Annotated in this window: 2 protein-coding genes; both read right to left on the reverse strand. The window is 72.1% G+C overall.

Features of this window, described 5'->3' with window-relative positions; translation table 11 throughout:
• Window positions 1–33 precede the first annotated feature (33 nt).
• Window positions 34–10,458 carry an amino acid adenylation domain-containing protein gene (locus tag WMF11_RS45760; protein ID WP_437975226.1) on the reverse strand — a complete coding sequence of 3,475 codons (10,425 nt, stop codon included), beginning with the start codon at window positions 10,456–10,458 and terminating at the stop codon, window positions 34–36.
• Window positions 10,455–22,043, reverse strand: a complete 11,589-nt coding sequence (locus tag WMF11_RS45765) for an amino acid adenylation domain-containing protein (RefSeq protein WP_437975227.1) — start codon at window positions 22,041–22,043, stop codon at window positions 10,455–10,457. The genes WMF11_RS45760 and WMF11_RS45765 overlap by 4 nt, the downstream gene beginning before the upstream one ends.
• Between the last annotated feature and the right edge of the window lie 24 nt (window positions 22,044–22,067).

Genomic DNA, 22,067 nt, shown 5'->3' on the forward strand with positions numbered 1-22,067 from the left:
CTCGGCCTCGTCACGGCCGTTCAGCCCTCCGCCTCACCGGTTGCGGCGGCGGATAGGAAGCGCGGCGTGCATCTTTTCAGCGGCCTCTCTGGCGGCGTTCTTGCTCTGGAGAGCGCGCTCCGCCCGAGCGTGCTGCTCGCTCTGGCGGGACAGGTCGAGCAAGCGGGCGACAGGAGCCGTGGGCTCTTCCGCGAGGCTCTCGAGCACCGCGCGCAGGGAGCGTTCGAGGCCTTGGAGCGTCTCGAGATCGAAGAGGTCCGTCGCGTAGTTCATGTCGACGTGGACGTCGTTGCCGTCGACGATGAAGCCGAGGACGAGGTCGAGCTCGGCGCCTTGGGCGCTGAGCTCGACGGGCTCGACGCGGAGGTCGCTGAGGCTGCCTAGGCTTTGCGCGCGCTCCTGGTAGATGACCTTGATGCCGAAGAACGGCGATTGGCCAAGGCGGCGCGTGGGGGCGAGGACCTTGACGACCTCGTCGAAGGGGACGTCCTGGTGCTCGAGGGCCTCGAGCACGCCGGCGTGGAGGTTCGCCAGCCACTGTTGCGCGGCGGCGTCTCTGTCGACCCTGAGCTCGAGGACGAGCTGGTTGACGAAGAAGCCGACGACACCTTCGATCTCGAGCTGGTTGCGGCCGGCGGAGTCGGTGCCGATGCGGAAGCGTTCACGGCCCGAGCGCTGGCTGGCGACGACGGCGAAAGCGCCGAGCAGCAGAGGGAACAGGGTGACCTGGCTCTGTGCGCCGAGGGCGCGCAGGCGGGTCACGAGCCCGGGGCTCAGGTCGAAGCGGTGGTTGTGGCCCCGGAAGCTGGGCTGGGCGGGCCGCGCGCGATCGGTCGGCAGCTCGAGGATCGGGCACTCCCCGCGCAGCTTTTGCCTCCAGTACTCGACCTGGCGCGCCTCTTCGCCGCCGTCGAGCCAGGCCTTCTGCCACACGGCGTAGTCGGCGTACTGGATCGGCAGGGCCGCGAGCGAGGGCTGCGCGCCGCGCGCGAGGCTCGCGTAGAGGTGCGTGAACTCGTTCATCACCACGTCGAGGGACCAGCCGTCGCTGATGACGTGATGCATGGTCACGAGCAACACGTGCTCTTCGGCGTCGAGCCGCCACAGGTGGGCGCGCACGAGCGGGCCTCTCTCCAGGTCGAAGGGGCGGCGGCTCGCGGCGTCGAGGTCGCGTCGCAGCGCCGCCTCGCGCTCCTCGGCAGACCCCTCCAGGCGCGCGTGCGCGAGCGGGAGGGAGCGCGGCGGGTCGATCACCTGCCGCGGCTCGCCGCCGGCGGTGAGCACGAAGCGGGTGCGCAGCGACTCGTGGCGGAGCACGAGGGCGTCGAGCGCCCCGGAGAGCGCGGCGGCGTCGAGCGGGCCTCTCAGGCGCACGGCGCAGGGCATGTTGTACGCGGAGCCGTTCGGCTCGAGCTGCCACAGGAACCACAGGCGGCGCTGCGCCGCCGAGAGGGGCAGGGGGCCGCTGCGAGGCTGCGGCACGAGCGGCGGGCGCCGGACGGCGCCGTGCTCCCGGACCTGCTGTGCGGCGTGCTCGATCGCCGCGGCGAGAGCGCCGAGCTGGCGACGCTCGAACAGCACGCGCAGCGGCAGGTCGACCCCGAACTCGTGCGCGACGCGGCTCGCGACGCGCGTCGCCAGGAGCGAGTGGCCACCGAGCTCGAAGAAGTCGTCGCGCGCGCCGAGCTGGTCGACGCCGAGCACCTCTTGCCAGATCTCGGCGAGCTTCTGTTCGGTCTCGTTGCGGGGGCGCACGTAGGCCTGGGTCGACTCGCGCTCGCTCGCCGCGAGCAATGCCTTGCGGTCGAGCTTGCCGTTCGCGGTGATCGGCATGGCGTCGACGAGCACGAGGCGCGACGGGACCATGTAGCTCGGCAACCGCTGCTCGAGCTGCTCGCGCAGCGAGGTCGTCAAGCGCTGCCGCGTGCGCGCCAGCTCCGGATCGTTGGTGAGCCCGCGCCAGCCGCCGTCGGGCGCTGAGAGCTCGATCGGGGCCGCGCTCGGCTCGAAGCGGGCGGGGTGCTCGCGCTCCTGGAACTCGACATCGAAGCGCCCGTCCGCGTCTCCCGGGGTCCAGCAGACGCGCACGTCGTAGCCGTGCGCGTCGCCCAGCGCCCAGAAGCTCTCGGGGTCGAGGCCGCGCGGTTCGATCGCCTCGAACCGCTCGCGCAGCTCGGCCACCGTCGCGCCGTCGCCGAGCTCGGTGAGCCAGCGCAACAGCGCCCGATCGCGGGACAGGCGGCGGTTCTCCACGCGCGCCACCGAGAGCGATCGCGGGCGTTCGCTCCGCAGCAAGCCGTCGAGCTCGGCGAGCGGGCGCTCGGCGCGCCACTCGCGCGGCGGGATCTCCGGCGCCGCTCGGCTGGCGCGCGTCACGATCGCGTCGTAGCGGTAGCGGCTGAGCTCGTTGTCGTGCGGGGTGCGTTGCAGCTCGAGGCTGACGTGCACCCCGGCCGAGCGGCCCAGCGCGCGGAACAGGTCGGGGGCGACCAGGAGCTCCGTCTCCTGGGCGAGCGCGCGCTCGATGCGGCGCCCGAGCTCGCCGAGCGTCAGCTCGGCGGGCGCGCGCGCGAGCTGCACGGTGGCGTGGAACGCCCGCGCCAGGTCGAGCGAGCGCACGTCGCCGACGAACACGCGACCGCCGGGCTGCACAACGGAGAGCGCGCCCTCGAGGGCCCGCGCCAGGTACTCGGCGTTCGGGAAGTACTGCACGACGGAGTTGAGCACCACGAGATCGAAGAGGCGGGCATCGAGGCCGGACCAATCGCTCGCATCTCGGTGCAAGAGCTCGATATGCGCGAGGCCCTCCTGCCCGGAGGCCCAGGCACGGAGGTCCTCGATCGCCCGCCTCGAGACGTCCGTGCCGACGTACACGTCGGCGCGCGGCGCCACGTGCTGCGCGACGAGGCCCACCCCGCAGCCGATCTCGAGCACGCGTCGCGGCGCCGGATCGAGCATGCGCGCGACGGCCGCCATGAGCCAGCGCTGCATGTGGGCCTCGGGGATCGGCGCGCCGGTGTAGCTGTCGTTCCAGCTGACGAAGCTCGGCGCGCGGCTCTCGGGGGCCTCCGCGTAGGCGCTGTCGAAGACGGAGCCCCACTCGGCGGCGCGGGCGCGGTCGCCGTCGCTCCCTCGAGACGGCTCGATCCGCCCGAGCTCCGGCACCACGAAGGCGACGAGCTCGCGCTGGCCGGACGGGTCGTCGCGCACAAGCGCCACCGCCTGGCGCACGAGCTCGAGCTCACCGAGCCGCTGCTCGATCTCGCCGAGCTCGATGCGGTGGCCGCGGACCTTGACCTGATGATCGACGCGGCCCTGGTACTCGATGGCGCCGTCCGCGCGGAAGCGGCAGAGGTCGCCGGTGCGATAGAGCCGCGCGCCGGGCTCGCTCGAGAGCGGGTTCGGCACGAAGCGCTGGGCGGTCAAGCTCGGACGGCGGTGGTAACCGCGGGCGAGCCCCACCCCGCCGATGTAGAGCTCACCGGTGACGCCCGCCGGCAACGGCTGGAGCGCGGCGTCGAGCACGTGCAATGTGATGTTGGCGATGGGGCGCCCGATCGGCACGCCGTCGTCGATGCCGCCGCGGCACGTCCAGTGGCTGACGTCGATCGCCGCCTCCGTCGGGCCGTAGAGGTTGAAGAGCTCCGCCGGGTGCTGCTCGAGCACCTGCCGCGCGAGCGGGAGCGGCAACGCCTCGCCGCTGCACAGGATGCGGCGGATGGATGCGCGCCCCTCGAGCCTGCCAGCGGCCACGAAGGCCTGGAGCATGGAGGGCACGAAGTGCAGCGTCGTCACCTGGGCGGCGTCGATCACGCGCGCGAGCTCCGCCGGGTCGCGCTGCGCGCCGGGCGGCGCCATCACGATCGCGGCGCCGGTGATCAGCGGCCAGAAGAACTCCCAGACGGAGACGTCGAAGCTGAACGGCGTCTTCTGCAGCACGCGATCGACAGGCGTCAGGCGGTAGGCGTCCTGCATCCAGCGCAGGCGGTTGTGGAGCCCGCGGTGCGTGTTGCCGCAGCCCTTGGGCTGCCCTGTGGAGCCCGAGGTGTAGATGCAGTAGGCGAGGTGATCGGGATGCGTGAGGTTGGGCAGGTCGCGCGCGTCCTCGGGCGAAACCCCGGATGCATCCGGCGCGTCGAGGCACCAGCGCTCTGCCGGGAGCCCCGCGAGCCGCTGCTCGAGGTGGCCCTGGGTGAGCAACAGCTCGACCCCGCCGTCGGTCACCATGAAATGGAGGCGCTCGTTCGGGTAGTCCGGATCGAGGGGTAAGTACGCGCCGCCCGCCTTGAGCACCGCGAGCAACGCGACGACGAGCTCGATGGAGCGCTCCATGCACACGCCGACCAGACGATCGGGGCCGACACCAGCCCGCCGCAGGCGGCGGGCGAGCGCGTTGGCGCGCGCCTGGAGCTCGCCGTAGCTGAGCCGTTCGTCTCCGAAGAGCACCGCGCTCGCGTCCGGGGCCCGGGCGCTCGTGGCCTCGACGAGCTCATGGATGCAAAGCTCTTCCGGGAACGCGCTCTGCGTCTGGTTCCAGAGAGCCTGTTCGCCGAGCTCGGCGGGGGACGCGATCGTCAGATTGCCTGTCGGGCGTTCTCCGGCCGCCGGCAGCGATAACAGCAGGTGATCGAAGTGCCGGCGGAGCGCCTCCACGCGAGCCAGGTCGAAATGGGGACGCCAGTAGCCGAGCGCGTACTCGAGGCGGTCTTCCATCGTGACCTGGAGCGTCAGCGCGTAGTTCGTCGGGCCTACGCCCTCGACGCCCGACATCGTCACCTCGCCCTGAGCTGCCTCGCGCAGCGCGCGGTCGACCGGGTAGTTCTGGAACGCCAGCAGCGTATCGAAGAAGGCCTGGCCGTTGCCTGCGCCCCAGCGCTGGATCTCATGCAGCGGTGTGTGCTCGTGCTCGCGCGACTCGGAGTTGTTCTCCTGGAGCTGGCGCAAGAACGCGCCCAGCGTCTGGCTCGGCGCGGGCCCCGCGATCACGGGCAGGGTGTGGATGAACGGACCGAGCAACGCCTCCACCCCGGGCAGCGCCGCCGGGCGACCCGAGACAGCCGCGCCGAAGGCGACCGTGCGCTGGCGGGTAGTGCGCTGGAGCAGCAGGATCCACGCCGCCTGGACGACGGTGTTCAGGGTCACGCGCTGCTCCTTGGCGAACTTCACCAGCCGCGCCGTCTGCTCGCGATCGAGCCCGCCGCCGAGCACGCCATGGCCGTTCTCGCGTTGCGGCTCGTCGAGCCCATCGGGGCAGAGCAGCGTCGGCTGTCCCAGCCCCTCGAGCTGCTTCTTCCAGAACGCCTCGCTGGCGCGCCAGTCTTTGCGAGCGAGCCAGGCGATGTAGTCCTTGTAGCGCGCCTGCACCGGGGGCAGCGCCTGGCCGGTGTAGAGCCGCAGCACCTCGTCGATCTGCCGCGACGAGCTCCAGCCGTCGATCAGCACGTGATGGTGCGTCCAGATCAGATGGTGGCGGTGCTCGTCCAGCCGGAGCAAGAGCACCTTCTGCAGCGGCGGGCGGCGCAGATCGAGCGGCACCGCGAGCTCCTCACGGGCGAACGCGCGGAGCGCGTCCGGGCCGAGCTCGCGCCCGCGCACGTCGATCTCGCGGCACGCGATCTCGACCTTGGCGAACACCACCTGCAGGGCGCGTTCGGGCAAGAAGCCCGTGCGCAGGATGTCGTGGCGATCGTAGACCCCTTGCCAGGCGGCGCGGAAGCGAGCGACGTCGAGCCCTTCGATCGTCACCCGAACCTGGTTCACGTACACGCCGGAATCGGGGCTGTAGAGGGAGTGGAACAGCATGCCCTGCTGCACGGGCGACAGCGGGTAGGCGTCGGCGATCTGCTCGCGACGCGCGCCGAGGCTCTCGAGCTCCGCGTCGCTCAGCGTGACCGGCGGCAGCGCCGGCGCCGCTGCCTCGGCGGCCCCCGGAGCGGCCTGGCCCTGGGCCGCCTCCGCCTGCAGCGCCAGCGCCTCCAGCGTCTGGTGCTGGAAGATGTCGCTCGGGCGCAGCGTGATGCCGGCCCGCCGGGCGCGGCTGACCACCTGGATTGCGATGATGGAGTCGCCGCCGATCTCGAAGAAGTTGTCGCGCACGCCCACGCGCGTCACCCCGAGCAGGTCACGCCAGATCTCGGCCAGCTCGGCCTCGCGACGCGTGCGCGGCGCGGCGTAAGGCGCGCTCGACTCGGGCGCGTCCATGGCCGCGAGCGCCTCGCGGTCGACCTTGCCGTTCGGCGTCAGCGGGAGCTGATCGAGCACGGCGAACTGAGCGGGCAGCATGTAGTCGGGCACGCGCTGCTCGAGGTGCTGCCGGAGCCGAGGGCCCAGACCATGCTTCAACTTCGCCAGCAGCGGATCGTTGGCGTAGCTCGCCCAGGGCCGAACGGGCGCGTCGGCGCGCTCCGCATCGCCACGCGCTGCCGGAGCTACCGCGCGCGGGTCCTCGAACAGCACGTCGAACGCGCCCTCCGCGCCGTCCGGCGACCAGCGCACCTGGACGCGATAGCCGCGCGCCTCGCCGAGCGCCCAGTAGTCCTCCGGCTCCTCGCCGTCGCGCGCCGTGGCGGCCAGCATCGCGCGCAGCTCGGTCACGCTCGAGCGCGGATCGCCGCTCTCGAGCGCGCGCCACAAGGCGCGATCGAGCGATAGCCGGCGGTTCGGGAGCCCTCGCAGCAGCACGCGCTCGGGGCGGCTCGCGAGCCGGGCCTCGAGCTCGGCGATGGTGTTCACGCCCGACGCCGGCTCGCCGCCCCAGCCCGCGCTCGGGGACCCGAAGCGCAGCGCCACGTCGTAGCGATAGCGGCAGAGCTCGTTGTCGGCATGGCCGCGCTTGAGCAGCACCTCGGCGCGCCCGCCGTTCGCGCGCGCCCAGGCATCGAACAGGCCTGGATCGAGCACGAGCTCCTTGTCGTGCGCCATGGCTCGCTCGACGCGCCGCCTGAGCTCGCCGAGGCTGCAGCCGTCGGCCGCCTTGGCCAGCTCGACGCTGGCGTGAAAGAACCCGAGCAGCGGCTTCGAGCGCACGTCACCGACGAACAGCGCCCCTCCCGGAGCGAGCACGGCGCGCGCGCCGTCGAGCACGCCGATCAAGTAGTCGACGCCCACGAAGTACTGGACGACGGAGTTGAGCACGACCGCGTCGAAACGACGGGCGCCGAGGCCATCGAAATCGAGCGCCTCGCGCTGGAGCAGCTCCACGTGATCGAAGCCCGGGCGCGTGCCGAGCCAGCCGCGCAGGTCGCGGAGCGCCTTGGCGGAGAAATCGCTGCCGACGTACTCTCGGCTCTCGGGCGCCAGATGCTCGAGCAAGAGCCCGATGCCGCAGCCGATCTCCAGCACGCGCTCGGCGCCGAGCGCACGCAGGCGCAGGAGGGTGTGCTCGAGCCAGTGTTGCATCTCGCCCTGCGCGATCGGGGCGCCTGTGTAGCTGCTATTCCAGCCCGTGAAGGTGGGGCCCGTGGTGGTGGCGTCGACGGCGTAGGCGCCGTCGAAGACGGCCTGCCACTCTTCGGTGGCCTCGCTCGTCAGGCGGCTATCCTCGGCGGCCCCGAGCGCCCGCAGCGCCGCGTCGTTCGAGACGACGTACGCCAGGAGGCGCGTGTCCGACTCGCTGCCGCGCTGAGCGAGCACGATCGCGCTGTCCACGGCCTCGTGCTCGAGCAGACGCGCCTCGATCTCGCCGAGCTCGATGCGGTGGCCGCGCACCTTGACCTGATGGTCCCTGCGCCCGACGAACTCCAGGTCGCCGTCGGCCCGGTGCCGCACCAGATCGCCTGTGCGGTACATGCGCGCGCCGGGCTCCGCCGACAGCGGGTCGGGCACGAAGCGCTCGGCGGTCAGGCCCGGCTTCCCGGCGTAGCCGCGCGCCAGCGTCGCGCCGCCGATGTAGAGCTCGCCGGCGACGCCGGGCGGCACCCAGCCGAGCGCGCCATCCAGCAACGAGACGCGGGCGTGACGGATCGGCGCTCCGATCGGCACGGCGCGCGCCGGCAGCTCGCCGTGACTTCGCCAGAACACGGCGTCGATGGCCGTCTCCGTCGGACCGTACAGATTGCACAGACCCGCCGGGCGCACGCGCGTGAGCTGACGCAGCAGATCGAGCGGCACGGCTTCGCCGCCGCAGAACAGGTGCTCGAGCCGCCCCAGGCTGTCCGGCGCGCTCGGCTCGGCCAGCAAGAGCTGGAGCAGCTGGGGCACCACCTGCAGCACCGTCACGCCGTCGCGCTCGATCTGCGCGAGCAGCGCGGCGGGGTCGTACAGCACGCCCGGGTCCCCGAGCACCAGCTCGCCGCCGGTCATGAGCGGCAGCCAGAACTCCCACACCGAGGCGTCGAAGCTTATCGGCGTCTTCTGCAGCACGCGCGTGCTGGCGTCGAATCCGAACGCCTCGACCATCCAGTCCATATGCGCGAGCAGCGCAGCGTGAGAGAGCAACGCGCCCTTCGGCTTGCCCGTGGAGCCCGACGTGTAAATGCAGTACGCCAGGTTCTGCGGGTGCAGGGGGGCGGCCTCGAAGCCCGCCATGGCGGACGCGCACGACGCTTCGACCGGGCTCGGGAGCTCCCGGCACGCGACGCCGAACCCGGCCAGCCGCGATCCGAGCGCGCTCTGGGTCAACACAAGGCCGACCGCGCCGTCCTCGATCATGTGGCGCAAGCGATCGTCCGGGTAGCTCGGGTCGAGCGGCAAGTACGCCCCGCCTGCCTCGAGGATGCCGAGCAAACCCACGACCATCTCGAGCGAGCGCTCGGCGCACAGACCGACCACCACGTCGGGGCCGACGCCGGCTGCGCGGAGCTCGCGCGCCAGGCGCCGCGCCGCGCCGACGAGCTCCGCGTAGCTCAGGGTCTCGTTGCCAGAGCGCACGGCCACGGCGTCGGGTCGCTCCAGCGCGCGCTCGGCGACGCGCTGCTGCACCGTGCCGCCGGCCGCGTGCGGCGCGAAGCCCTGGTTCAGCGCGGCGTGCCAGCGCGCTGGCTCGTCCGGCGCGTTCATCGCCAGCCGATCGACGCGCTGGCTCGGGTCCGCCACGATCGCCGAGAGCAGGCAGACCCAGTGCCTCGCAAAGCGCGCGACGGTCTCCGGCTCGAACAGGTCTCTTGCGTACGTGAAGCTCGCGCGCAGGCCGCGCGCGCTCTCGGTGGTGTTCAACGTGAGGTCGAACTGGATGTTCGACAGCTCGCGCTCGAACGGACGCACGCGCAAGCCTCCGACCTCGCCGAGCTCGTCGCGCCGGCTCCACTGGTAGTCGAACGAGACCTGGAACAGCGGGTGGTGGTTCAGGCTGCGCTGCGGCGCCAGCGCCTCGACCACGCGCTCGAACGGAAGATCCTGGTGCTCTTGCGCCTCCACCGTGGCGCGCCGCACCTGCTCGACGAAGCCCTCGAACGAGGGATTCCCGCTCAGATCGCCCCGGATGACCAGCGCGTTGACGAAGAAGCCGACCAGGCCCTCGATCTCGGCGCGGTTTCTGTTCGCGACCGTGGTGCCGACCCGCACGTCGGTCGCCCCGCTGAGGCGATGCAGGAGCACCTGGTAGCTCGCCAGCAGCACGCTCGCCAGCGTCGCCTGGCAGCGCCGCGCCAGCGCTTGCAGCTGGCGCACCAGGTCCGGGTCCAGCGCCACCACGTGCTCTCCGCCTCGGTAGCTGGACGCGAGCGGACGCGCGCGATCGCTCGGCAGCTCGAGCAACGGCTGCGCCTCGCCGAGCGTGCGCTTCCAGTACGCGAGCTGGCGCTCGCCCTCGCCCGCCTCCAGAAAGCTCCGCTGCCAGAGGGCGTAGTCCGCGTACTGCACCGGCAGCGCGGGCAGGTCCGGCGTCGCGCCGCCGCTGATCTGCGCGTAAAGACGGGCGAAGTCCTCGATGATGACGTTCATCGACCAGCCGTCGGAGATGACGTGGTGCATCGCCACGGCGAGCACGTGCCGCTCGGCCTCCAGCCGGATCAGCCGCACGCGAAACAGCGGGCCGCGCACCAGATCGAACGGTTGCTCGACGGTCTTTCGCACCAGATCGGCGGCGCGCTCCTGCCGCTCGCGGCCGCGCAGGTGCGAGAGCTCCTCGACCGACAGCGAGAGCGGCTGATGGGCATGGATGGACTGCATCGGTTGCCCGTCGTCGGTGGGCACGAACAGCGTGCGTAACGCCTCGTGGCGCTGGATCAGGGCGTCGAACGTGCGCGTGAGCGCGCGCTCGTCGAGCGGGCCCTCGAGCAGGAGCGCGCTCGACATGTTGTAGGCGTGGCTGAGCGGCTCGAGCCGCCACATGAACCAGAGTCGGCTCTGGGCGTAGGAAGCAGGCAGGCGCTGAGTCTCCTCCGCGCGCGCGGGGATGGGCAGCAGCTCGAAGGCGATGCCGCGGGCCCGGAGCTGTCCGAGGAGGCGCTGGCGCTCCTCCACGCTCGCGCGCGAGAGGCGCCGCGACAGGGCCAACATCAACTCTGCTTGGGTGGTCACTGCATTTCCTCCTGCGCGAGCAGCTCTGCGACGAAGAGCATGTCGTCGTCGGCGAGCGCTCGCGAGCTTCCTTGCACGGCACGCTCGAATTGCTCGAGCGATTGGGTCTCGAAGAGATGGCGCAGCGGCACGTCCGTCGAGAGCTCCGCGCGGATGCGAGAGATCACGCGTGTCGCGAGCAGGGAGTGGCCGCCGAGCGCGAAGAAGTTGTCGCTCAATCCGACACGCTCGACGTCCAGCACCTCGCGCCAGATCTCGGCCAGCTTCGAGCCGAGCTCGGTCCGCGGCGCGACGTACTCGGCGCCGCGGGTGCGCCCGGGGCGGGGCAACGCGCGCCTGTCGATCTTGCCGTTCTGAGTCAGCGGCAGCGCGTCGAGCACCATCAGCTCTGTCGGCACCATGTGCGCTGGCAGGCTGGCGCGCAGCGCCCGGCTCAAGCGCTCGGCGAGCGCCTCCGGCTCGTGAGGTGTGCCGCCTGCATCACTCGCCACCACGTAGCCCACGAGCTCGGGTCCGCTCGCGCCGGGCTGCGCCACAACGACGGCCTGGCGCACCGCTTCCTCCTCGAGCAAGCGCGCCTCGATCTCCCCGAGCTCGATGCGATGACCACGGATCTTCACCTGATGGTCGAGGCGGCCCAGGTGCTCGAGCGCGCCGTCGGCGTGGCGCCGCACCAGATCGCCTGTCCGGTACATGCGCGCGCCGGGCTCGGACGACAGCGGGTCGGGCACGAAGCGCTCGGCCGTGAGCGACGGGCGGCCGTGGTAGCCGCGGGCCAGGCCCTGACCACCGATATAGAGCTCGCCGGCAGCCTCGCATGGCACGGTATCGAGCGTCGCCCCGAGCACGTAGAGAGAGGTGTTCGCGAGCGGCCGGCCGATGAGCGGCTCGGGCGACGCAGGATCGATGCGCTGCAAGCTCGACCAGACCGTGGTCTCCGTCGGGCCGTAGACGTTCCACAGCTCCGGGCTCCAGGCGCTCAGGCGTCGCGCCAGGTCGCCCGGCAACGCCTCACCGCCGGACAACGCGCGCCGGCCGCTGATCCGATCGAGCGCGCCGCTCTCGTCGAGCATGCGCCAGGTGGACGGCGTTGCCTGGATCATCGTGACGCCGTGTCGATCGATGGCGCTCACCAGCGCCATCGGGTCGCGCGCCGTCGCCCGCGGGGCGAGCACGACGGCGCCGCCGGCGCACCACGGCAGGTAGATCTCGAGCGCCGAGATATCGAATGAGAGCGAGGTGAGGCCGAGCACGCGGTCCGCGGCCGTCACCCCGGGCTGCTCGCGCATGCTGGCCAGGAAGTTGACCAGGCTGCCATGAGAGACCTCGACGCCCTTGGGCTGACCCGTCGAGCCAGACGTGTAGATGCAGTACGCCAGGTGCTCGGGCCGCAAGGCCACGCGGGGCGCCGTCGCCGGCTGCTGCTCCACGCGCGCAGAGCGCTCGTCCATGCAGAACACGGGCAGCGGCGTCGGCGGCCGCCCCTCGAGCAGGCGGCGCTCGCTCACCAGGAGCGCGAGCCCGCTGTCCTGCATCATGAACGCCAGCCGCTCGAGCGGGTACTCGGGATCGAGCGGCACGTAGGCGCCGCCCGCCTTCAAGATACCGAGCAGGGCCACTGGCAGATCGAGCGAGCGATCAAGGCACAGCCCGACCAGCACGTCGGGGCCCACCCCGAGCTCGCGCAGGTGGTGGGCCAAGCGATTGGCGCGCTCGTCGAGCGCCGAGTACGAGAGCGTCTCGTCGCCGCACACGACGGCCACGGCGTCCGGCGTGCGCTGGCGCTGCTGCTCGAACCAGGCGTGAACGGTGCTGGGCACGGCGTGCTCGCGCGCCGTCGCGTTCCAGCGTGCCAGCCGCGAGCGCCCTTCGGCCGTGCCCCACGGCAGCGCGCCGATCCGCTGCTCCGGCGCGCGCGCCAGCTCGAGCACGATGCGCTCGAGCGCGGCGCCGAGCTCCGACGCTTGCTGTGCGTCGAACAGCGCGCGCGCGTAGTCGAGCTTGAAGCGGAGCGTGCTCCCCGCGTTGACCATCACGCTGAGCGCGTAGCTGGTCAGATCGACGGACGCGATGCGGTCGAAGACGACATCGCCCTTCCTGCCGGCGCCGAGCGCCTCGTCGAGCGGGTAATTTTCGAACACCACGATCGTATCGAACAGCGCCTGGCCACCCTGGCCCGCCCAGCGCTGGATCTCGTGCAGCGGCGTGTGCTCGTGCTCGCGCGTCTCGACTCCGTCGGCGGCGAGCGCGCGCAGGAAGTCGGCCACGCGCTCCGCCGGATCGAGCCGGCCGATCACCGGGACGGTGTTGATGAACAGGCCGACGCGGGACTCGGCTCCCCGCAAACCCGCCGGGCGCCCGGCGACCGTCGCCCCGAACACCGGCCTGTCTTGCCCGGTGGTTCGCTGCAGCAGCAAGAGCCAGGCGCCCTGCACCAGCGTGTTCAGCGTGATGCGCTCGCGTCGCGTGAACCGCACGAGCATGGCAGTGTCCTCTGCCGATACCTGCACCACGTGCTCGCCGCGCCCGCGCGCCTCGCCCCGGCGCGGCAAGCTGCCAGCGAGCGACGTGGGCTCGGTGAACGCCGCGAGCCGACCCCTCCAGAAACGCTCGTCCGCCCCGAGATCGCGCCGCGCCAGCCACTCGACATACTCGCGGTAGCTCCCGGGCTTCGCGGCGAGCGCCTCGCCGGTGTAGATCCGGACCACCTCCTCCAGCACGCGGGCGCTGCTCCAGCCGTCCATCAGCACGTGGTGATGGGTCCAGATGAAGCGAAAGCTCTGCTCGCCGAGACGAGCGAGCAGCAGGCGCATCAAAGGCGGTCGTTCGAGCTCGAAGCCAGCGGCACGTTCCTCACGCGCGAGCCGCTCGAGCGCCTCGTCGCTCGCGTCGCCGTCGCGCAGATCGAGCTCACGCAGCTCGACACGCACGCTCCGCGAGACCACCTGAAAAAAGCCGCCGTCGCGGCGCGAGTGGAAGCTGGTGCGCAGGATCTCGTGACGCGCGATCACCTGCTGCCAGGCCTGCGCGAAGCGCTCGGGCTCGATACCGTGTACGTGAGCCGCGAGCTGGCACACGTACAGGTCCTCTCCGGGGCTGTAGGCCGCGTGGAACAAGAGCCCCTGCTGCATCGGTGTGAGCGGGTAGATGTCAGCGACGTCCCGGGGCCTCCGCGGCAGCGCCTCGAGCTCCGCGGCGCCGAGCGCGGCGAGCGGGAAATCGGACGGGGTCAGGCAGCCCGCGTCGGGGCTCAGCGCGTGTCCGATCAACAGCTCGAGCTCGCGCTGGTAGGACGCGGCCAGGCGCGCGACCGTCTCCGCGTCATACCACTCGCTGCTGTAGCTCACGCCGATCTCGAGCTCGTCGCCCGATACCTGGCCGTGCACGTTCAACCAGTTGCCGAGCGGCGCCGAGTCGCTCTGGATGGGGCCGGGGCTCTCGGGCGCGAGATCGAAGGCGGCGCCACGTCCGAAGCTCTGGTCGAGCTGGCCGAGGTAGTTGAAGGTGACGCGCGCGCGAGGCATGCACGCGAGCCGCTCGCGGAGCTCGTCCGCGCCGAGCTCCGCGTACACGCCGAACCCCAATCCACCGCGCGGCACGCCGCGCAGCGTGTGCTTGGTCGACAGGATCGCTTCCTTCAGGCTCGCGTCGTCGTCACCCAGCGCGGGCGCCAGGCGCACCGGGAACATGCTCGTGAACCAGCCGACGGTCCGGCTCGCGTCGACACCGTCGAAGCAGTCCTGTCGGCCGTGGCTCTCGAGCTCGATCCACGCCGAGCGCCCGCCGGTGAAGCGGCATAACGCGCGCCCGAGGGCCGCGAGCAAGAGGTCATTGACCTGCGTCCGGTAGGCTTCGGGCACGGCGCGCAGCAGCTGCCCTGTGCGCGCCGCGTCGAGGCGAAAGCTCGCGGTCCGGCGGTGTCGCACGAGCGCCTCGCCGGACGCGCGATCGCGCGGCAGCTCAGGCGGCGCGGGCTGCTCCGCGAGCGCGAGCCAGTACTCGAGCTCGGCCGGCTCCGGCTCTCGCGCGAGCGCCTCGAGCGCCTCGCCCCAGCGCTTGAAGCTGCTGGTCTTGACGCCCAGAGACGGCGCTTCGCCGGACGCGAGCCTCGCGAGCGCGACCCCCAGGTCCTCGAGCAACACACGCCAGGAGACGCCGTCGACGACGAGGTGGTGGGCCGCCAGGAGCAGCCGCGCCTCGCCGGCAAAGTCGATCAGCGCCGCGCGCAGCAGCGGCCCACGGTCGAGCTCGAAGCGCTGCTGGACGTGGGTGCACACGCGCTCGAGCTCCTCCGCGTCCCGCGCCGTGAGCTCCCAGACAAGGTCCTCGCCGCGTATCTCGGTCGGCTCGGCGTGGACCTGGCGCCAGCCGGTCGCATCGTCGAAGTAACGCAGGCGGAGCGCGTCGTGGTGCCGGACGATCTCTGCCAGGGCACGCCGCAGCAGGCCGGCGTCGAGCGGCCCCTTCGGACGCAGCAGCAGGGCCTGATTGTAGTGACGGCGCTCCGGCATCGGCTCGCTGAAGAAGCGGCGCTGCACCGGCGTCAGCGGCGCGGAGCCCGTGACGGGCGGCTCGGGCTCGCGCGCCGCCTCGGCCGGCGGCAGCGCCGCGGCCAGGGCGCGCACCGTCTGATACTGAAACAGGTGCTTGGGTGAGAGCGGCAAACCGTGCTCGCGAGCGCGATGCACCACCGACAGCGAGAGGATCGAGTCGCCGCCGAGCTCGAAGAAGTTGTCCTCGACCCCCACGCGCTCGACGCCGAGCACATCGCGCCAGATGGCCACCAGCCGCTGCTCGAGCTCCGTCTCCGGCGCGACGTAGCGACCGGCGTCGGGCGCGTCGGGCGCTGGCAGGCGCTTGCGATCGAGCTTTCCGTTCGGCAGGCGCGGCAGCCGTTCCAGCACGACGATGGCGGGGACCATGTAGTCCGGCAGCCGCTCGCCGAGCTGGGACCGAAGCGCGCGGCCAACGTCGCTGCACGTCGGGGCACCATCGCAGCCGACGCCCACGTGGGCCACGAGACGCGCGCCGCTCGGGCCAGGCACGAGCGACACCACGGCCTCGCGCACCGCGGGCAGATCGAGCAGCCGCGCCTCGATCTCGCCGAGCTCGATACGGTGGCCGCGCACCTTGACCTGCGCGTCGCTGCGGCCCACGAACTCCAGCACGCCGCCCGCGCTTCGCCGCGCGAGATCGCCCGTTCGATACAATCGCTCGCCCGCCGCCCAGGGGTGCGGCACGAACCGCTGCGCGGTCTCCGCGGGTCGTCCCAGGTAACCGCGCGCCAGAGCGGCGCCGCCGATGAAGAGCTCACCCGTGACGAGCGGCGGCACGGGGCAGAGCTGCGGGTCCAGCACGAACAGCTCCACGTTCGCCATGGGGCCGCCGAGCGGCACGCCGCTGCCTTCGGCCTCCGGCAGGCAACGCCAGTACGCTACGTCGATGGCCGCCTCGGTCGGGCCGTACATGTTGTACAGCCGCGCCGGGTGGGCGGCGGCGCAAGCGCGTGCGAGCTCGCGCGGCAAGACCTCACCCCCCACGGTCAACGCCCGCAAGGAAGGACAGGCGGCGAGCTCGCCGGCCTGCACGAAGGCCGCCAGCAAAGCCGGTACGAAATCGACGGCCGTGACGGTGTGGCGGCGGATCAGCTGCCCCAGCGCGGCGGGATCGCGCTCGGCCGCCGGCGCCGCGAGGACCAGCGCTGCCCCGGCGGCCAGCGGCAGCAGCAGCTCCCCCACGGACACGTCAAAGCTGAGCGACGTCCTCGCCAGCACCCGGTCGGTCGCGTCGAGCGCGAGCTCCGCTTGCAGCCAGCGCGTGCGGTTGACGAGCCCCCGATGGGTGCACCCGACCCCTTTGGGCACGCCCGTCGAACCCGACGTGTAGATGCAATAGGCAAGCTGCTCGGGATGTGCGGCGACGGTCACGCGCGAGCTGGGCGCAGAGCGCAGCTCGTCGGCTTCGGCGTCGAACGACCACGTCACGACGCCGGCCGGGTCCAGCGCCGGACTGCAGCTCGCGCCGTGCGCGAGGATCAGCCGCGCGCCGCTGTCCGCGATCATGTGCCGCAGTCGCTCCGCGGGGTAGCCTGGATCGAGCGGCAGGTACGCTGCGCCGGCCTTCAGTACGCCGAGCAGCCCCACGAGCGACTCGAGCGCGCGCTCGCCCGAGACGCCGACGATGGCGCCGGGGCCGATGCCGCGCGCTCGCAAGACGTGGGCGAGCTGGTTCGCGCGCGCCTCGAGCTCTGTGTACGTCCAGGTGCCGCGCTCCGAGATCACGGCGATCGCGTCGGGGGTGCGCGAGGCCTGGACCTCGAACAGCTCGTGCGCGCCAGCGACGTCGGGGCGCGTCTCTGCGCCGCGCGCCCAACGGAAGCTCTGTCCGAGCTCGTCAGGGCTCAGCAACGGCACCGCGCCGATGCTCGCGTCCACGCCGGAGACGATCGCCTCGAGCATCCGCGTCCAGTGCCGCGCGAGGCGCGCGACCGTCTCCGGCTCGAAGCGATCCGAGCTGTAGCTGAACGCGCAGTGGATGTCGCCATCGACCTGGGAGGCGTCGAGCGCCAGGTCGAACTGGGCGGCGCGCGCGTCGTTCTCGACGAACTCGATCGAGAGCCCGGCCGCGCTGCGCCGGCGCTGAAATTCCCAGCTCTGCACGTTGCACATCACCTGGAACAGCGGCGTGTGCGAAGCGCTGCGCTCGGGAGCCAGCGCGTCGACGATCTGATGAAACGGCACGTCCTGATGTGACTGAGCGTCGATGGACGCGAGCTTGACGCGCTCGACAAGCCCGGAGAGCGATAACCGCGAGTCGACCTCGCAGGCCAGCACCTGCGTGTTCAGGAACGCGCCGATCAGGCCTTCGAACTCCGGCCGCGCGCGGTTGGCTACCGGGTATCCGACACGCAGCCGGCGCTCGCCTGTAGTGCGGTGCAAGAGCGCGAGCATCGCGGCGTTGAGCAGCATCGGCACCGTGACGCCGCGCTGGACCGCGAAGCGTTCGACCGCCTCGCCGAGCGCCCGCCCCAGCCGGATGCGGTGATAGTCCCCGCGGTAGCTCGGGCTCGCGGGACGCGGTCGATCCGCCGGCAGCTCCAGCACCGGATGCTCGTCGCCCAGCGTGCGGCGCCAGTGGTCGATTTGCCGCTCCGCCTCGCCGGAGGCGAGCCAGCGACGCTGCCACACGGCGTATTCGGCGTATTGCAGCGGCAGCGGCGGCAGCGGGTCGGGTTGCCCCGCGCAGAACGCCTCATAAAGCGCGACGTACTCGCGCGCGAAGACGTCCATGGCCCAGCCCTCGGCGATGATGTGGTGCAACGTCACCACCAGCGCATGCTCGCTCTCCGAGAGCCGGAACAGCGTGACGCGGAACAGAGGCCCCTGCTCCAGATCGAAGGGGCGCGCCGCGTCGAGCTGCGCCCTCCGCCGGAGCTCGGCCTCACGCTCGGACGCCGGCAGCGCGCTCAGATCCTCGTGCGCGATGAACACTGTCCCCTGCTCGGCGATGCGCTGCACCGGCGCGCCGTCGCGGCGCGGAAACGTGGTGCGAAGCGCCTCGTGGCGTGCTTCGAGGGCCGCGAGGCCCGCGACGAGGGCGCCCACGTTCAGCGGTCCGCGCAAGCGCACCGCGCCGCCGACGTTGTATGCGGCGCTCTCCGGCTCGAGGCTCCAGAGAAACCACATGCGCTCTTGCGCGTGCGACAGCGGCAGCGGCCGCGTGCGGTCGACAGGCTCGGGCGCGGGCTGGCGCGCGCGCCGCCCGGCCGCGATCGCCGCCTCGACCCTGGCCACGAATGCGCCGAGATCACGCGCCTCGAACAGATCGCGCAGCGGAAGCTCGACATCCAGCTCGCGCCGCACGCGCGAGACGACGCGCGTCGCCAGGAGCGAGTGTCCGCCGAGCGCGAAGAAATCATCGCGCAGGCCGACGCGAGGTGCGTTCAACACCTGCTGCCAGATCTCCGCCACGCGCAGCGCGACCTCCCCCTCTGGCGCCACGTAAGCGCTGGCGCCCCAGACCGGCTCGGGCAATGCCTTGCGGTCCAGCTTGCCGCTCGTCAGCCGGGGCAAGGCCTCGAGCCGCACGATCTGCGAAGGGATCAAGTGCTGTGGCAGGCGCGCCTCGAGCATGGCCTGCACGCTGGACGTCTCCAGCGACGGCGCCGCGGCGACATACGCCACGAGCAGCGCGCCGCCCGATGGCCCCGGCCACGTGCGCGCGGCCGCCGCGACGACGCCCGGGATCGCGGTGAGCGCCCCTTCGAGCTCGCCGAGCTCGATGCGAACGCCGCGAATCTTCACCTGCTCGTCCTGACGCCCGAGAAACTCGATCGCGCCGTCGGGACGGAAGCGAGCCTGATCACCCGTGCGATACAGGCGCGATCCCGGCGGTCCGAAGGGATCCGGCACGAAGCGCTCCGCCGTCAGCGCGGCACGGCCGAGGTAGCCGCGGGCCAGGCCGCCGCCGGCGATGCAGAGCTCACCGGGCAGGCCTCGGGGCAACGGGCTCAGGCTCGGATCCAGGATGCGAAGCGCGCTGTTCGGAATGGCCGTTCCGATCGGAACGAGGCCCTCGTCCTCAGGCCGGCACGTCCAGTAACTGGCGTTTATCAGCGCCTCGGTCGGACCGTAGCGATTGTCGAGGCGGACCGCTGGCAGCCGCTCGAGCAGCGCGCGCGACAGCTCGGGCCCCAGCGCCTCGCCGCCCGAGAAGACCCGCTTCAGGCTGACGCAGCCGGCCGCCGATTCCTCGGCGAGAAACTCGCGCAGCAGCGATGGCACGAAATGAATCGTGCTGACCTGATGGCGCTGCACCAGGCGCGAGAGCGCGCGCGGATCTTTGTGATCGCCCGGCGCGGCGATGACCACGCGCGCCCCCGCGAGCAGCGGCAAGAACACTTCCCAGACCGACACGTCGAACGTGAGGGGCGTCTTGTGGAGCAGGGTCTCGCCCGCCGACACTCCGTACTCGTGCTGCATCCAGGCGAGGCGCTCGGCCAGCGCGCCCCGCGTGTTCGCCACGGCCTTGGGCTGCCCGGTGCTGCCGGAGGTGTAGAGCACGTACGCGAGGTTGTCGGGGTGGCTCGGCGGCAGAAGGGGAGTCGCAGCGTCCGCGCTCTCCAGCGAGCCGCGCCCGGGCGCCGCCTCCTCCTCGTCGAGCCGCACGACAACGAGGCCGTCACGCGCAGGCAAGCGCGCGGCGAGCGCGCCGTCCGTCACGACCAGGCGCACGGCTGCGTCCTCCAGATGGAACGCGAGCCGCGGCTCGGGGTGCTCGGGATCGAGCGGCAAGTACGCCGCGCCCGTCTTCAGGATCGCGAGCAGCGCCACCGGCAGCTCCAGGCAGCGCTCGAGGAGTACGCCGACGATGCTCTCGGGCCCCGCGCCGACCGACGCGAGGCGCCGGGCGAGCGCGTCCGCGCGGCGCTCGAGCTCGCCGTAGGCGAGGCGCTGCTCGCCGAACACCACGGCCTCGGCGTCCGGCCGGGCCTTGGCCTGGCGCCGTATCCAGTCCTCCACACAGCCGGGCGGCGGCGTGAAACGCGCGGCGGCCCCGAGGCCGTCGAGCTCGCGGCGCTCCTCGGCCGACAGCCACTCGAGCCGCCCGAGCGGCGCCGTCGGGGCGTCGAGCAGCGCTTCGAGCAGCTGGACGAAATGGCGACCGAAGCGCTCCATGCGCTCGCGCTCGAACAGATCCGCCGCGTAAATCAGCGCCGCGGAGATGCGCCCCTGCTCGTCCTCCTCGGTGTTCAGCGACAGCTCGAAGCGGGTCGCGGGCGAGTCGACCTGGACGACACGGGCCGAGAGCCCTGGCAGGATCGAGAGCGCGCCGAGCTGCCGGCGCTGATGATTGAACATCACGTCGAACAGCGGCGTCTGGCCGGCGTTCCGCGCAAGCTCCAGGACCTCGACAAGCCTGTCGAACGGCAGCTCCTGGTGCGCCTGCGCGGCCAGCACCGTACGCCGGCACTGGGCGAGCAGCCCCGCGAAGCAATCAGCGTCCCGGACCTGCCCGCGCAGGACCAGCGTGTTCACGCAAAGGCCGATCACGGCCTCGGCCTCCCGGCACACCCGGTTCGCCGCCGGCGCGCCGACGCGCACGTCCGTCCGCCGCGCGTAGCGGCTCAGCAGCACCTGGAACGCCGCGAGCAGCACCATGAAGACGGTGGCGTCGCGCTCGCGCGCCGCGGCCCGCACCCGCTCGCAAAGCGCCGCTCCGAGCTCGAGCTCCACGCGCCCCCCGCGCTGGCTGGGTCGGAGCGACCGCGGTCGATCACTCGGCAGCGCGAGCGGCCCGGGGTCGTCCGCGAGCTCGCGCGTCCAGTAGTCGAGCTGTCGTGCCTCCTCGCCGGCCGCGAGGCGCTCGGCTTGCCAGTGCGCGTAGTCCGCGTACTGGACGGGCAGCGCCGCCAGCTCGGGCGCGCGCGCCGCGCGCTCGGCGGCGTACAGCGCGCACAGCTCCGCGACGAGCACGTCCATCGAGGCGCCGTCCGCGATGGCGTGGTGCAGGCACAGGCACAAGACGTGCTGCTCCGGCTCGAGCCGCACCACGCGCACCCGCCACAGCGGGCCGCGCTCCAGATCGAACGGCGCGCGCGCCTCGGCCTCGAGCCTGGCACGCGCGCCCTGGGCGCGCTGCTCGTCGGGCAGCCCCTCGAGATCATCGACCAGGAGCTCTTCTACTACGCCGCGCGCGGGATCGATCTGCTGCCAGGCCCCCGCCGCGTCCTCCGGGAAGCGCGTGCGCAAGCTCTCGTGCCGCGCCTCGAGCGCCTCGAACGCGCGCCGGAGCGCCCCGAGATCCAGCGCCCCGCGCAGCTCCAGCGCTCCGCAGATGTTGTACGCTGCGCCCTGGGGGTCGAGCTGCCACGCGAAGCGCATGCGCCGCTGCGCGGCCGAGAGCGGCAAGCGTTCGGCGCGCGACACGGCCGCGATCGGGGCGAGCCTCGCGCCCGGAGACGCCGTGGAGCGGGCCAGCGCGCGCGCGACGCCGGCGAGGGTCGGCGACGCGAAGAACGCATTCAGATCCAGCGCGCACCCGAACCGTTCGTGCACGCGCGCCGCGACTCGAGCCACGTCGACGGAGCTTCCGCCGAGCGCGAAGAAGCTAGCCGATGCGTCGATCGACGGGGTGCCCAGCACCTCGCACCAGATCTGGGCGAGCTCCCGCTCGAGCGTGTCGAGCTCGGCGCCGACGTCTGGCCCAGCGGCGGCCACCTGACGCCCGCTGGCATCGTATGTGGCGTAGCCCTGCAGCCGTTCCGCGTGCCAGAGCGCGCGGACGGCGCCACGATCGGGCGCACCCGCGGAAGCGCGCGGGAGGCCCCCAGCCGCGAGCAACACCACCCACCGCGCGCTCTCTCCAAGCTGCGCCGCGCTCTCGATCACGGATTCTGCGAGCGCGTCCGGCTGCAGCACGGCGCGGAGCGCGTCACCGACCTCGACGGCGACGACCACCTGTCCAGGAGCGAGGCAGAACGCCGCGACGTTGCCTTCCCCGAGCACGCCGATGTCGCTTTCAATGTGTGCTTCGAGCGCCCGAAGCTCCGGCTCCAGGCCCACAAGATCGTCCAGATTGCTCATCGTCGTCCTCTTGGCGGTCTTCAG

It is taken from the genome of Sorangium sp. So ce295 (genome assembly GCF_051527405.1).
In the GTDB taxonomy this organism is placed as follows: domain Bacteria; phylum Myxococcota_A; class Polyangia; order Polyangiales; family Polyangiaceae; genus Sorangium; species Sorangium cellulosum_B.

Bases quoted from the DNA above. Each gene is read 5' to 3' on its own strand.
- WMF11_RS45765 (WP_437975227.1), bottom strand. From the start codon at position 22,043: ATGAGCAATCTGGACGATCTTGTGGGCCTGGAGCCGGAGCTTCGGGCG.